This window comes from Kribbella yunnanensis, from assembly GCF_039529655.1.
In the GTDB taxonomy this organism is placed as follows: Bacteria; Actinomycetota; Actinomycetes; order Propionibacteriales; family Kribbellaceae; genus Kribbella; species Kribbella yunnanensis.
On sequence record NZ_BAAANF010000019.1, the window covers coordinates 157,074 to 172,707 of the forward strand.

Below are 15,634 nucleotides of genomic sequence, written 5' to 3' on the forward strand. Positions count from 1 at the left end.
AGACCACGGGGGGAGCATGAACAGTTCGAACACCCAGTCTGTCGACCCTACAAGGGCCGGCCATCGATGGCCGGCCCTTGCCACGAGTTCAGCTCAGGACCGGCTCAGGGCCGTGTCGCGGATCGAACTCGTGCGGCGGGTGGAATCCCGGTTCCGGCGGGTCCATGAATCGCGACACGACGAACGCGGCATAGCCGATCCACCACAGCACTTCCTTCCACGGCGCACGGGGGCCACGGAACAGCGGCGGCCCTTCTCCGAGGTTCCGGTCGGCCCAGTCGGAGGCTCGGTCCATCTTGGTGTTGTGGCGCGGCTGATAGTCGGTCTCCGGACGCTGTGGCCCCTCTTCGTTGGCACGGTGAGATCCAGGCTGCCTTTCATGCTTCGGCTTCCACTCGTGCTTGGGCTTCCACTCGTGTTTACCCTGATAGTCGCCTTTCTTCTGATCGCCGCCCTTCTCTTTGCCGCCGCCCTTGCCCTTGGCCTGGGTCTCGGGCTGTTGCTTGCCGGGATTCTGCGGCCGCTCGGCTCGCTGGATCTGCTTGAGGTTCCGCTTGAAGGTGTTCTTGACCCAGTTCCGGACCTGTTCGGCCACCCAGTTCCACGTGGTGATCAGAGTCGCGATGAACACGATCAGCAGCTTGGTGGGGTTCAGTACGTCCAGGATCCCGCCGATCCAGTTGGCTACCTTGCGGATCACCGGCACCAGGGCCTCCACCACCGCCTCTACCAGCTTGTAGACGATGTAGATGACCAGCACAACGACGATGATGAGGAGCAGCACCTCGATGATGCCGCCGTCGGGGGAGCGGCCGTCGGGGTCGGCATAGGTTGTCGGATTGTTGTTGGCGTAGGAGTAGCCGTTGAGTTGTTGGGGGTTGTTGAGGTCGGCAAGTGGGTCGACGGAGATGAAGCGCCCGATAGTCGGGTCGTACTCGCGGGCGCCCAGATGAACCAGAGCTGTCGACAGGTCTTCGGCGCCCCCGACGAAGCCGCGTTGGCCGGGCCAACCGACGGGTTTGTCGCCGCGGGTGTTGCCGTAGGGATCGGTACGGCGACGCTGCACCTGCTGGGTATCCCCGTCGATGGTCATCGTCGGAGTCCCGTGGTGATCGGTGCCGAGCCATGACAGGTGGCCGCCGGTCCGGACCGCGATGGTTTTGCCGCTGTGCTGGTAGTAGCGGGTCGCGGCGGTGGTGCCGTCCGGTTTCAGCGTCACCTCGGTCTGGCCGAGGTACAGCGTGGTGCCGCTCGTGTCCCGGCGGATCATCCGGTTGCCGTCGGCGTCGTACAGGAAGCTTGTCGTCTTCCCGTCCCGCACCGATGTCGCGAGGTGGCCTTCGCTGTCCCAGGTGAGCGTCTCACCTACGCCGGCGATCGTGCGCTCCTTCATGTTGCCGGTTTCGTCGTACGCGTAGGTGTTCGAACTCGTGGTGGCCCCGTCCGTCGTCGTGGTCTTCGTCACGGCGTGTGGACGGGCCGACCCGGGCGCAGGGTACTCGTAGGTCGTCGTACTGGCACTGCCCGATGACCTCCGGGTCTCGGACGTTCGGTTGCCGGTGGCATCGACCGTCCAGGAGTTCCAGTACGGCGCGGGCCCGCCGAGCGCATCGACACTCGGTGCCGTGGCACAGTCGCCACTTGCCGGCGTCCAGGCCGCGGTGAGCCGCTTGGCGGCGTCGTAGTCGAAGCACTGCGTGTCGGTCGCTCCGCCGTCGCCCGGGGCATCGCTGATCCTCGTGACATTGCCACCCGGATCGTAGCTGTAGCTCACGGCGGAGACGCGTCGTGGCAGCGTCTGTCGTTCGGTCACCACCTTGCTCAGCAGCCGTGTCGCGACGTCGTACTCGTAACTGTTCTGGATCCACTTGCCCCCGGTCTGTGCCATCGACATGACCGACAACTCGCCGAACGGCGTGTACTCGGTTCCGGTGACATAGCTGCCGAGTTCGCTCGACAGGGTGGTCGCGGCGTCGAAGTCGTCGTACCCATGGACGAGAGTCTCCTGCTGCAGGTCGCCGACCGCAGGCAGCGTTTCTGTCGCGGTCGCACCGTTGGCCCGGTAGGTCTTTCCGAACGTGTAGGTTCCGCCCAGTTCCCCCTCGGTCGACGGCAACTCGATCTGCGTTCCGGTCGCGCGCCCGCCGGCGTCGTAGCCGGTGATCTTGGTCGTGTACGGCTTGCCGTCGACGTAGCGCGTTGACGAGACCGGTAGCCGCTTGCCGAGGGTGTCGTACGTCCACTCGGCCAGCTTGGTGCCGCTCGCCGAGTCCTGATACTGACCGGTCCGTCGGCCGATCTCGTCGTAGGTGTACGCGAGGGTGACTCCGCGGGCATCGGTCGTCGACACCAGCTGGTCCAGGTCGTCGTACCGGAAGATGGTGACGCCCTTGTCCGGGTCGGACTCCCTGACCTTGCGCCCGCGAACGTCGTACTCGTATCTCCAGACGTTGCCGTCAGCATCGGTCAGGGACGAAAGACGGCCGGCGCCGTCGTACGAGTACGACGTCTTCTGGAATGCGCCGACCGGACTGTCGCCGTCGTACTTGCGCAGTTCGGCCAATCGGCCCTCGGCATCGAGCAGTCTGGTCTCCGGCTGTTCACCGGTCGGTGGGTCGATCGTCGACCGGTCCGAGGTCGTCGAGTACGTCGTCTGCCACTTCTGCTGTCCCTCTGACCTGAAGGTCTGCAGCCGCGGTTCCTCTGCTCCGTTGTACTGCAGTGTGGTCTGGGTCGGGACCGCGTTGTCGACAGGCAGCAGGACGTCGGTTCCTGGGGGCGCGTCGTTGTAGTACCAATGGTTGGTCTTGACCTCGAGACCCCGCGAGTCGTACCAGGTGTCCTTGACCAATCGGCCGCCTCCCGGTGCCGATTTCTGCGTCTGTCGGGGCCGCATCAGCCCGTCGGTCAGGTCGTAGGTCGTCTTCACGGTGCCATCGGTCTGCAGCGTCTTCGTCGTCACTACGTCAGGGCCGTTGGCCCGGACCTGGTACTGGTACTCGGTGTCGGGCACGTCTGTCGCGCGGTTGCGGCCGGGCAACCAGATCTTGGTCTTCCGGCCGAGCGGGTCGTACGCCGTATCCGTGTGCCGACCATCGGGCGTCGTGACGATCGTCTCCGAACCCCACGCGGGCTCGTAGCTCCGCGCTGTCTGGTGACCGTTGGCCTCGGTCAGCACCACCTTCGTCACCGGTCCGTTCTCGGCCGGTGTGTATTGCTTGGTGGTGGTGCGGTTGAGGGCATCGGTGATCGCCTTCGGCCGGCCGAGGGTGTCGTAGGCAGCGGTGAAGACGGTCTGGTACTGCGGCTTCCCGTCGGCATCGAAGCCGGACAGCCGCTCCAGTTTGGTGTTGTCGCCCTTGGACGGCGCGGTGCCCGGAGTTGTGGCGCCGTCGTAGTAGATCCGTTCGTCCTTGATGATGTCGGCGTTGACGATCGGTTGGTCGCAGGACCCGGCGATCCGCAGCTCCCGGACCTTGATGTCGGACAGGCCCTTGGCTGGATTGGCGGCGTACTCGTAGCGAGTGCAGACGTCGTCGTCGGCCTTGGCCGGGTCGTTCTTGTCGTCGACCCGGACCAGAGTGCCGTCGGCATCGTAGATGTTCTGGTTCACGAGGCGCCGGTAGCCGTTGTCGGTGATCTGGTCCTGCTGCATGGCCTGGTCGTGAACGGCGTAGGACCTCGTCGTGCCCCACGGCCGGGTCCGGGTGCTGGTGGCGCCGGAAGACCAGTGTGTGGTGATCGCGCGATCGACGACGGTGCTGCCGTCGTACTTGAGGCGCTCCCGGGACTGGCCGGCGAACTGGGGTGTATCGGGCACCTGTCCACCGGTGGAGTCGGTGATCTTGACCGACTTCGTGCCACCATTCGCGAGCTTGTCGCCGTCCATGCCGCGGAAGAAGCGGTTCTCCGTCACTGTCTGCGGTCCGCCGGGCGCGCCCTTGGTGACCCGGACGCGCTCGTAGCCCCGCCATTGGGACCAGCCCTTCCGGCCGATCTCGACGAGGCCGTCTTCCTCGTCGTGATGCCACGCAGCCGGCGACAGGTAGTCGACGTGCGTGATCACGGGTTCGATGCCGCTGACGCGGTCGCTCTCGGTCACGTCGGTGACGACGTACTTGTTGAACCAATCCTGACGCTCCGCTTGGCCCTCCGGGGTCCACTTCACCGGATGGCAACGCTTGCCGTTCGTGTCCGGAGCCGGCACATTTCCAGGCAAGCTGCAATCCTTGCCGGAATAGGAGATGGCGATCTCGCCGCCGGTGCCGTAGTGGACAGCCGAGACACGCCACCAGTTCAATGGCGGGATGCCATCGGTTCCGTCGACGCGATTGGCCAGCTGAACGCCGTCGAAGTTCACCTCGGGCGCAGTGGAGGAGCCACCGACCAAGCCGGTGTTGGTGATGCCCTCCAGCCACATGCCGGCGCGAGTCCCGTCACCCGGCGGCGGGAAGGTGTGTCGCAGGGTCCATGACTCGACGTCGCCGAACGTCGTGCCGCGCGCGACCTGGGTGGTGACCTTGGCGAGCCGCTTCTTGGTCCAGAATGACGGCGTGTAGTGGTCCTTGCAGTTGGTCGTACTCGCGCAAGCGAGGTCGAGCGGAGTGTCCGGGTACGCCGAACAGTTCGTGCTGGCCGGGTCGCACCGGTTGCCCGAGGTGAACAGGACCCGCGCGGTCGGCGGGCTGGTGAAGACCTGACCGGCCCGCTGGCCGTACTCGATCCGGGCGATGTTGCCGGCCCGGGTGTACGGACTGACAGTGGTGGCGGTCTGGTTGCGTGCGTAGTTGTCCTGTTCACGCTCGTAGAACAGGCTCATCGTGTTGCCGTGGGTGTCGACGACGTAGTCGAGGTTCCAGCGATAGGCCTGGTTGCAGTACGACGCGGCGAAGTCAGTCTTGTGACAGGGCTCGCCGTCGTTGTTGCCGAAGACCGGTACCGTCCATGCCGACTGGGTGTCCTGGGTTGCGTTCTGCCAGCCAGGAAGGTGGTTCAAGCCGAAGTAGTACTGGGTTCCGTCCTTGCCGGTGATCCGCCAGTACTCGCCGTCGTTGTCGCCGTTGCCCGCGCTGTTCAGACGTTCGATCTTGGAGCCGTCGTCGGTGCGGGCATGCCACACCTTCGTCTGGTCGTCCTGAACGAGCTCGCCCCCTTTTCCGTTCAAGGTGAACGTGGCGTTGTCGGTGGCCCAGCACAGGTCGCCGGTGGCTTTCGTGCCGTTGTTGCCGTTCTGCTGCGACTTCGCTCCGCACGACGCGTAGCGCCGTTCGATCGAACCGCCCGGTGCCAGGTCGAATCCCTCACCGACCCACGAGGGCTGGTTGTTGGTGGCTGTCGTCCGGCCGTCCACGCTCCCGGAGGAGTAGCCCAGCGTCAGGTCCATCATCGGCCCGGCCGGGTTGGGCGGCATCCTCATCGGGTACGACCAGGTGAAGTCGCCGGCCGAACCACCGACACTCCAGGTGGCACTCGGCGCCAAACCGGTCTCCCTGAAGTCGCCCGCCGTGCCGGAAGGACCCGCCTGGACGATGTATTCGGTACTGGTGGCATCGGCCGCCGCGTCGGCGGAGAGCAGGCCGGACCCGTCGTTGCGGGTGGCAACCGGTTCGCAAGTGGTAGCGCACCGAGTCAGTCGGAGCCGGCTGGCCCAGTCGCCGCCGAAGGTGTCGCGGAAGGCGCTGTAGTCGAGTTGGAGGTTGACTGTGCCGGGCTGCTTGAGCCCGTCGGCCCGCGCGACGCGTAGTACGAGGCCGTTGTCCTTGCGGCCGACCAGCTCGACCTTGACCTTGGCCGGTGTGGTGCCCGCGAACTTGGATTGCTTGTGGGCAGGGGCGATGGCGATCGGCAACGCCCCGGCCTTGGCCGGGGTGATCAGGCTGGCCGGTTTGGGGTTGCCGGGTTGCCGGGCTGCCGGTGTCCTGCTGTCGGCTAGCGGTACGGCGACCTCCGCCGTACCGGGGCTCGGCCAGGTGACCGCGGCGGCGCGGGGGCGGGCAGCAGCTTCGGCCGGGTCCGGTTTGCCGGGTGTGAAGGTGGCGTTGACGCCGGGGACAGACTTTTCCTTCCGTGGCGTGAAGGGTTTGCTGTCGGGCGGTCGCTGCGCGGCGGCCTCGGCGGCCGGGCCGTGCAGGCCGATGATCAGGGCGGAGCCGACCAGGATCCCGAGTGATCGGTACCAGGTACGGCGGTGTCGTTGTCGCATGCGGTGTAACCCCTCCCCAAGGATGTGGACTCATCAAGGTCCGCCCTTTGTCGCAGTGGTTCTGGCGCGCGTCGAGAGCCTTTTAGCCGTGGCTAAAGAGCCGTTGAGCGCCTTGGACGAGCGTGGTGTGCTCCGTGCGTCACGAACCGTGACGATCGCGGACCTGTGGGGTGGACATGCTGAATGCAAGACGATGGTTGATTCTGTTGATCGGATTACTGGTCGCCTTGCCGGTGACGTTGCAACCTCGGCTTCCGGCGGTGGCGGCGGCCCAGGCGACCGGGTTGTCGTACACCGGGACGGCGTACCGCTGGACGCATGTGAATCAGATGGCGCCGAATCAGTCGTACTGGAACTACGACCGTGCCGAGGGCGCGAAGGTCGGGTTCTCGTGGGACCGTGAGGTCCGGTACCGGTCGTTCTTCCAGTTGCCGACCGGTCCGATCGGCGGCGCGCGGATCATCAGCGCGACGTTCTCGATCATCCTGGATCACAGCCCGACCTCGACGTCGACGCCGGTCAACCTGTACGAGACCGGACCGATCGATCCGGCCGTTCCGTTGACCTGGAACAACCAGGGCGCCCTTCCGTGGAAGGGTTTTCTCGACAGCGCGAGCGGCCACGCCTGGACGGCTGGTGGTGAGCCGAACATGGGGATGGAGTTCGCCAGCTCGAACCTGACGGCGATGGTTCAGCGGGCCGCGAACAACAAGACCGGGTTCGTCACCGTTGGTCTGCAGGCGCCGGATGAGGGCAACGTCAACCAGTGGAAGAAGTTCGTGCCCGGCAGCGCGAAGATCACCATCGTCTACAACCACGCGCCGGTGATGCCGACGCAGCTGAAATTCACCCGGCCGCTGCCGTGTGGCTCGGCGGCCGATCCGACGCCGATCGGTACGACGCAGCCGCAGTTCTCCGCGGTGGCCACTGATCCGAACGGGCAGAACCTGACCTCCCAGTTGCAGTTGCACAAGGCGGACGGCACGCTGGTCCATGCCGTGACCTCGAGTACGACGACATCGGGGGCGGCGTTCGCCTGGCCGGTGATCCCGGATGGCAAGCTGATCGACGGTCAGGTGTACTCGTACTCGGCGAACAGCTCCGACGGACTCGACAACGGGCCGTGGACCGGGCGGTGCTCTTTCCGCATCGACACCAGCCGGCCGCAGACTCCGAGCATCGAGTCCGCCGACTTTCCCGACGGCGAACCGAAGATCGACGTCGGGAAGACCGGGCGGATCACCCTTCGGCCGGCTGCCGGTGACGCCGGGGTCGCCGAGTACGCCTACGGCTTCCAGCAGGACAAGACCACGATGCGGGTGAAGGCTGGGCCGGACGGTACGGCGGTGATCCCGGTAACCGTTTGGCCGGGGACTGGAGGGGTTCCGACCAAACGGTTGTACGTCCGAGCGGTCGATGCCGCAGGCAACATCAGCCCGGCCGGACCGGCGTACGGGTTGTCGGCCAACGAGCCCACCGAACCGAAGCCGGTGCCGCATGTTCGCGGCGACGTGAACGGCGATGGGCGGGCGGATGTGTCGCTGGTCCTCGATCACGGGTTCGGCCGGACCTCGGTCTGGAACGTGGACGCCAAGGAGGATGGTTTCGAGACCGGCTTCGTTGGCTGGGACACCGGCAACAACGGCGGCTTTCCGCTGTTCCGCAGCCGAGCGGCGCAGGGGGACTTCGACGGTGACGGGCGGACCGATGCCGCGTTGTTCCGGGAGGAGGCCGGGCGGCGGAACTCGCTGTACCTGCTGAAGTCCGACGGTAACCGGTACGACAGTGCGGCGGCTCCGGTCTGGAGCAGCGGCATGTCGAGCTGGGCGCTGTCGACCGCACGGGTGCTCGCCGGGGACGTCGACGGTGACAAGAAGTCCGACATCGTGGTGCAGCGCAACCTCGGCGCAGGTCGTTGGGAGACGCTGGTGTTCCGCGGCGGCGACTTGGGCAACCCGGTCAGCTGGCTGGACACGCCGGGGGAGTGGGCGGGCAGTGCGCCCGTTCTGGCCGACATCGACGGGGACGGCAAGGCGGATCTGGTTGACCAGCGCAACCTGGGTGGCTGTCACACGGTCACGTCCTGGTTCCGCTCGACCGGTACGGCGTTCGCCGCGACGCCCGCTGAGCTGGCGGACAACACGTCGTACTGCTGGGAACGCTCTCGCCCGGAGGTGGCAGACGTCGACGGCGACGGCAAGGACGACTTGGTTGCGCTGTACGACTATGGCTCGAAGGACACTGGTCTGTGGGTGTTCAAGAACACCGGTACGGCGCTCAGCGCGGCACTGTGGTGGCGCAAGGCCGGGACGTTCGACCCGGCAGACACGGCACTAGCCACCGGTGACTACGACCTGGACGGCAAGGACGATGTGGCTCTCGTGGCATCGTCGGGCACGCGTGGAACCGGTCGCCAGGTGTGGAGCCTCGCATCGACCGGTACGACGTACTCGGCACCGGTCCTCGGTTGGGACGAGGCTGCGGTCGGTGCCGCGACCAACCCGGGCTTCGACATCGAGAATCGGACCTACGAGATCGTGGCGCGGCACAGCGGCAAGTGCCTGGAACTGCCGGCCGCGAATGTCGACGATCGCGCGCTGCATCAGCAATGGGACTGCCAGAACACGCTGCACCAGCGTTTCCGGCTGAACCGGGTCGCCGGGACTGACCGGTTCGAGGTTCGGCCGGCTCACGCGCCATCCAAATGCCTGGGGGTCGCTGCCGCTTCAACTGCTGACCGCGCGCAGGTGATGCAGTGGTCGTGTGTGGGCGCAGCCAATCAGCAACTGACCCTCGACTACGTCGAGGGCAGCTCCTACGACACCGTCGTCCAGCTCCGCTTCGGGCACAGCAGCAAATGCGCCGAGGTGATCGGGGCCTCGCAGGCAAACGGCGCCCGGCTCGAGCAACTGCCCTGCTCGGCCGCGGCAAGCCAGCAATGGATCATCCGAGCAGCCCTGAACACCCCACAGCTCGACGGGCAGTACAAGATCCGGTCCGAGGTGAACGTCGGCCGCGTCATCGACATCGAGAACTGCAACACCGCCGATGGTGCCAACGTGCGGATCTGGGACTACTCAGCCGCACTGCCTTGCCAGAAGTGGCAGTTCGAGAGCCTGGGCGATGACGCCTACCGGATCCTCGACAGCAACTCCGGGAAACCACTGAACGCCGCCGCCTGCGGGTCGACACTCGGAACGGTCGTCGACATCGCCACGGCCAACGACCAGGCATGCCAGACCTGGCGCGTCGAGCCCAGCGCCAACGGCACCTACAGCATCATCTCCACAGTCAGCGGCCTCGCCGTCGACATCCCGCAAAGCAACCCCAACCGAGGCGCCGAAGTCCACCTGTGGCAATACCTCGGCACCAGCAACCAACACTGGTACCTCGACCGCCTGTAACACTTTGCATCAGGTCACGGAAATGAGATGGCGATGCAGAACGCGCGGGTCCGGCCGGCAACCGACGGCGACTGCAACTTCTCCGCTCGGTCGGAATGCTCCAGGTTCACTCGGCTTAGAGCTGTACCGACGCTGCGGTTCTGCAGCTCGGGCGCGATCTCGATTCTCGAGATACAGAACGTTTCGGCATCATGGAGTGGGCCCATCCTCGCTGAGCTCCACTCCTACCTCACCACTACGACGTACTGGTGTCAGACGCAGAACGCTTGTTTCCAGGCCCGCCAGATGTCCTGGTGGTAGATCTGCATTCCGAAGCAGTTGACCTTGCTGCCGTCGACCATGCGAGTGAACCAGTCGCCTGAGCCGTCGTAGTGGATGTTGGTTTCCTGGCTGGGCTGGTTGACGATCCAGGTGGAGAGTTTGCCGTGGAAGTTGGCATCGCCGCGGGAGTAGACACGGGACCAGGTGGCGCGGCACGCCGGGCTGTAGCGGAGTTCGACCATGATTGAGTTCCAGTAGCCGGAGACTGTTTGGGCGCTGAGGTAGGCGCCCGTGAACGGCGGGCTGTAGACGAGGTGGTTGTCGGCGGTCACTGAGCGGGCGTCATCCGAGCAGCGCACGCCGTTCGGGCCTTGGGCGTCAGTTGGCCGATAGCCGGTGCAGCTTGCGGCGTAGCAGGTCGGCAGGGCCGCGCCGGCTGGCACGGCAGCTGTCTGCATGCTGACGAGCAGTGCCGCGATGACGCCCCAGCGAGTTGTCCTTTTCATCGTTGCCTCCTGACGGTTTGCGAATGTCTGTAACGACAATCGCAACGCGATCGGCGGTGCCAGGTCGCCGTATGCGGATCCTCTGGAGATCTGCAAGAGGCATTGCAGGCAACGAGATCTGGTGCTATGTGCGAGCGCCGTCAGCTACGTGCGTCGGCAGGTTGATCCACCAGGCGGCGGCTGTGCGGGCCTTCGCTGGAAGGGTTGGGTCGGCGCGGAGCGTCGTGAGGATTGAGCGTTCGCCAAGGACTCCGGCGCTGTAGACCAGAGCATCCAGTTGCTGGGCGTCGGCCGGGCGGTGATGCCGGCGCCACCGTACGACGTACTTGCCGAAGCCGCGGGACCAGAACGAGCGGTCGATCTTGCCGCCTACGTGGCCGATGGTGATGGCGGCGGCGCGGTTGACGCTGGAGGGGATACCGTCGGCGGTGGCTACGCGCTGGACGAGCTCGACCTGGTCCTGTCCGCCGATCAAGCGCAGGGTGTCGAGGAGCTTCTCGGCCCAGTCGGCCTGATCGATGAGGACTCGCGCCGAGGTGAGCTCCGCGGCGACCGCCCGCGCGGCGGTCGGGCGGAACGGCGAGGCTGCGACCAGGCTGGAGGCGAGCAGCCGCGCGTCCGCGGACGGTGAGAACATCAGCTCCTCTATCAGCAACGGCAGCACCTGGTCGTCCAGTGATTCCGGGAGGCCGGCCGCGCCGGTGATTCCGAGCACCAGCCGGCCCAGTAGGACTCCTGGCCGGGATGATCCGCTCGACGCCGGCATCTGCCCGACCTTCAGTTCGTCCGCGAGCGCCACCAGTTCGTCGTCATCGCGGCCGGATCGGATCATCTCGCCCGCCATCTCACTGACCCGAGCCAGCTGCGCCGGCGAGAAGTGGCCGAAGCGAACCTTCCGTACGGCGGCCTGTAGTGCGCCGATCTGTGCGCTGGATGTAGTGGGGTGGTCCAGTTGCCGCACGACTGCAGCCGCCGCGTCCGGGTGTGCGCTGCCGTCGAGCATGCTGACGGCCTCGATGATCCCCTGGCCGGTGGTGTCAGCACCGGCACTGACCGCCGCCCCAATGGCTGCAGCCTGGGCTTGCGGATGTGCGAGCAGCCGGTGAAACGCCTCCCGTCGCCGGAGGTAGAGCCCTCGATCTGCGACCAGAAGTTCCCTCAGCAGCCGATCGGCGAGGCTGGTCCAGTCACGTTGCCGCAGATACAGGCCAGGAACACGCACGATCCGCTCGGTCAGCAGGTCCCATTCTGTGGCGGTCAGCGGGCCGTCCACCGCGATCCGGTCGAGCAGATCGTCCAGTACGGCGTCCGCACCCTCTCGCCGGTACGCCGAGGTCGGCGCCGCCACCTGCGGCGACCAATACCTCCGAATGACGTCCACGCAAGCTGTGAGCGAGCCGGCCGGTAGTTCAAGCACCCGCTCGTATGCGTCCAGCGTGGCATGCGAGACGGCAAGCCGGCCGGATTCCCAACGTGACACGGAGCTGGCGTTCAGCCTTCCTACCGCTGGCGACACTTCCGACAAGGCCGCGGCGAGGCCGGCCTGTGTACTCAGCCGGGTGCTGCTCGACAGCACCCGGTGTGACCTCAGCAACCAAGCCACGCGTTCTCGTGGTACCAGCCGAATCGGTCGTCTCCGAATTCCCTCCATGCGGCCCCCTTGCTTCCCCAAATCGATGATTGCGGATCATCGCGCCTGGGACCACAGGTAGCGTCGGCTTCTCCACCGGGTGACCGCGCATCAACTGCAGGCGGGGATGTCGCCGTTGTGACCGGCCGGGATCGCGTAACCGCGGTAGACCCAGCCTCGCGCGGGGTCCCGGGGCTGCGAGTTCGCCCACTCGGTGCCGGTGGTGTTCGGCCAGCGAACCTTGAGCCAGACCGGACCGGCACCGGTTGTCGGATCGGCGTCGAAGCTGGAGCGCACCTGGCAGTCGACCCACAGGATCGACCGGTTGCCGGCCGATCCGAACTGCATATCGCTGGTCTCCGGACCGGTTCGGACCTTCACACCAAGTTTCCCCGTGTCGACCACGACGAATTGATAGGGCGCGGGTGCTGCGGGAGCGTCCGTCGAGACTGCCGCGATCTGCTTGCGGAACTCCGGGTCGGTCAGCGTCTCGTCACCCATGATTTGCTGAAGTGGGCAGTTCGTCACGGCTCCGGAGTCGGTGGCGGGGCAGACCACCGTGTTGCCGCCGCTGTTGTTGCTTCCCGTGTTGTTACTCCCAGAGGTGTTGTGGTCGCCGTTGTTGCTCGTGTTGTTCGAACCTCCCGAGTTGGTGGCGGTCCGGTCCGTCTTGGACTCATCGGCCTGTGTCACCGCGCCGATGCCGACCAGCAGGCCGCCGACCGCTGCCAGCACGCCGGCGCCGACCGTGAGATTGCGGAGCAGGTGAGACCTCGGAGCCGGGGGAGTGGTATTGCCCGACGACGGGGTGGACGTGGTCACTGGTCCTCCAGATGGTGAGTGACGACGGCGCGGATCGTCCGCGCCTCCATTCCAAGATCGGACGTCCCGAGCTCCACGTCTCGCCGGTGGGACAAGGTGGGACACTGGTCGCTCCCTCTGCCGGGGACGAGGAGGTCGACCAGTGAGTCCGAGCGAGAACTCCGCATCGCCAGCACCTGACCCGCGCTCGGCCCAGAAGGTCGACGACCTCGCCATGGTCCTGAAGCAAACAGTCGACTGGGCGGGGTCGATCGCTTACCGCACGCTGGCCGAAGAGGTCAATGCGCTGCGGTACCGCCGTGCCGGACGCGACGAAGACGTTCCGACTCTGAGCCACAGCGTGCTTGGCCGAATGTTGCAGCGCTCAGCCCGGACCAAGTGGAAGTACGACAACCTCATGGACGTGTTGTCGGTCCTGGGCGTACCGGACGAGGCGAAGGATTGGTGGCGTGAGGCGTGGTCCGCTGTGTTCCATCCGCCGGACCCGGATCAGATTGTCGAGGTCATGGGGGCCATGCCGCTGCCGGCTCCGTACTTCACCGGTCGGAGCCGCATCTTGCGTCAAAGCGCGGCTCGGGTTGTCCCGGGCGGGATTTGGGCTCTGACCGGTATGCCTGGTGTCGGCAAGTCCGAGGTCGCACTTCGCCTCGCGCGCGGCGCAACCGACGAAGGTCTCGGCGAGCTCCAGTTGTACGTCGACCTTCGGGGCTTCGACGTGGAACGTCGTCCGCCCGCGCATCCGTCGGCCGTTCTGGATCAGCTGTTGCGCCGGCTGGGACAGCGAGGTCCACTTCCGGGAGCACATAGCGCGAAGGTACGGAGCTACCGGAACTTGATGAATGGCAGGAGGGTGTTCCTCCTGCTGGACAACGCGGCCTCGGCCGAGCAGGTCCAGGACCTGCTACCGAACTCGCCGACGGCCTTCACGATGATCACCAGCCGGCGTCAGCTCGAGGGAATCGCAGCCACAGCCCTTGACCCGATGACCGACGCCGAGGCCGTCGAGTTGCTGCGGCTGACGGGCGGGCTCGATGACCTCGGAGCGGAGCAGTTCGGTCAGCTCGCCCTGATCGCTCAGCGCTGTGGCCATCTCCCGCAGGCACTCGCGGCCATTGGCCGGCACATCAACGCCTTTGCCGACTGGACTCTCGCCGATCACTTGGTGGTGCTCGATGACCTCATCCTCGAGGGCGAGATCAACCGGGCTCTCACGGTCTCGTACGACGACCTGACCACGGCTGGGCAGCGCCTCCTGAGGCTGCTGGCCGTCTCGCCTTGCGACGAGAGCTCCGTCGACGCGGCAGACGCATTGACGGGCGATGCGCCGACCGCGAACATGACATCGCTGGAGCAGTTGACCGACGCCAGCCTGATCCGAGAGATCAGTTCGCGCCGATACAGGTTGCACGACGTGGTGCGGGCTTACGGTCGGCGCCTGTCCGTGACCGTCGATTCCCAGAGCAGCCGATCGATCGCCGCTGGGCGCCTCGCTGATCACTATGCGGCCGGCGCGTCGGCGGCCATGGACGTTCTCCTGCCTCATGAGCGATCCCGACGTCCGGTGCTGAACGTCGCATCGGCGCCGCCGGTGTTCGCTGAAGCTGACGAGGCACGTGCGTGGCTCGAAGCCGAGCGTGCCAACATCCTGACGGTGGCCGGTTACGTCGCCGGCGAGGGCGATCTGAACTGGACCGCAGATCTGGCGGCCGTACTCGCGAAGTACCTTGAGATTGGAGCGCTCTATTCGGAGGGTGCGCTTCTGCACGAGCTCGCCGCCCGTACCGCGGACATGCCGCGGCGATGCCTGTCCCTGATCCATCTCGCCGTCGTGAACTTCCGCCGGGGAGACTACAGCGCGGCGCGTGAACAGTGCCTGGAGGCACTGAGCCTCGCGGATCTGCTCGGCGACGATTTTTTGCTGGCCAGAGCCCACATCAACCTCGGCAACATCGATGGAACACTGGCTGACTACCCGTCGGCGGTCGAGCATCAGCGGCAGGGTTTCGAGCACGCGGTCGCGGCCGGGATCGATTCGACGGACCAGGCGAACGTTCTGGCGAACCTGGGGCATCTCTATGAGCGCCTGGGACTGTACGCCGAGGCCGACGCGAGCAGTGTGCAGGCAGTCGAGTTGTACGCCGCGAGCGAGAACGAGTTCGGGGAATCGATTGCGCAGGCGAACCTGGGGACGGTCCGCTACCGGGTCGGAGACTATGCCGGCTCCCTCAGCCGGTTTCGGCGAGCCCTTGAGCTGTCCCGCAGGTTGCGAGATCCGCAGGGTGTGGCACTGGCGCTGACCAACCTGGGCAATGTCCTGGTCGCCACCGAAGAGCTGGAGGCAGCGGAGGCCGCGTTCGCCGACGCGGCGGCAGAGATCGCCGACGTGGACGATGTGCCGGGCCGCGCCTTCATCGTGCACCGTCGCGCTCTCTTGCATTTGGCACGAGCTGAGTACGGGTCGGCTCTGGCCGACAATCGCTCCGCGTTTGTCGCCTACACCGAGCTAGGCGACAAGCAGGCGCTGGCGGAAGCTCTGAACATCCATGGCGACATCCTCCGCGCGATGTCGAACCACGCCGCGGCGCGACTGCGGTACCAGGAAGCCCTCGATCTTGCAGAGGCCCTCGGGGACCGGTATGAGCAGCGAATCGCTCACCTCGGGATGGCTGACTGCGGCCGGCACCTCGAAGAGCCGGCCGCAGCGCACACCCACGAGGTCCAGGCGGCACGGATCACCGCCGAACTCGGTCAGCAGACCGTCCCTCCAGCGAGCACATAGTCGCTGTAGCTCGGCGTGTACATCTGAGAT

6 protein-coding genes are annotated in these 15,634 nt (G+C 66.1%); 2 read left to right on the forward strand and 4 right to left on the reverse strand.

What is annotated here, in order from left to right; genetic code table 11:
• Window positions 1-88: 88 nt before the first annotated feature.
• Window positions 89-6,202, reverse strand: coding sequence for an RHS repeat domain-containing protein (locus tag ABD231_RS29610; RefSeq protein WP_344159027.1), 6,114 nt, complete (start codon window positions 6,200-6,202; stop codon window positions 89-91).
• A gap of 206 nt (window positions 6,203-6,408) precedes the next feature.
• On the opposite strand from ABD231_RS29610, the gene ABD231_RS29615 reads away from it, so the two are divergent.
• Window positions 6,409-9,606 (forward strand): RICIN domain-containing protein, encoded by a 3,198-nt coding sequence (locus tag ABD231_RS29615; protein WP_344159029.1) that lies wholly within the window; start codon window positions 6,409-6,411, stop codon window positions 9,604-9,606.
• A 251-nt stretch (window positions 9,607-9,857) separates the two neighbouring features.
• Here ABD231_RS29615 and ABD231_RS29620 read toward each other — a convergent pair whose 3' ends face one another.
• The 3 genes from ABD231_RS29620 to ABD231_RS29630 form a co-directional block, all read right to left on the reverse strand.
• Complete coding sequence (locus ABD231_RS29620; RefSeq protein ID WP_344159031.1) at window positions 9,858-10,373, reverse strand: DUF2690 domain-containing protein; 516 nt, start codon at window positions 10,371-10,373, stop codon at window positions 9,858-9,860.
• Window positions 10,374-10,497: 124 nt separating this feature from the next.
• Complete coding sequence (locus ABD231_RS29625; protein WP_344159033.1) at window positions 10,498-11,853, reverse strand: hypothetical protein; 1,356 nt, start codon at window positions 11,851-11,853, stop codon at window positions 10,498-10,500.
• Window positions 11,854-12,114: 261 nt separating this feature from the next.
• Window positions 12,115-12,825 carry a hypothetical protein gene (locus ABD231_RS29630; RefSeq protein ID WP_344159035.1) on the reverse strand — a complete coding sequence of 237 codons (711 nt, stop codon included), beginning with the start codon at window positions 12,823-12,825 and terminating at the stop codon, window positions 12,115-12,117.
• 142 nt (window positions 12,826-12,967) lie between these two features.
• On the opposite strand from ABD231_RS29630, the gene ABD231_RS29635 reads away from it, so the two are divergent.
• Window positions 12,968-15,604, forward strand: coding sequence for a tetratricopeptide repeat protein (locus tag ABD231_RS29635; RefSeq protein ID WP_344159037.1), 2,637 nt, complete (start codon window positions 12,968-12,970; stop codon window positions 15,602-15,604).
• Window positions 15,605-15,634: the final 30 nt, after the last annotated feature.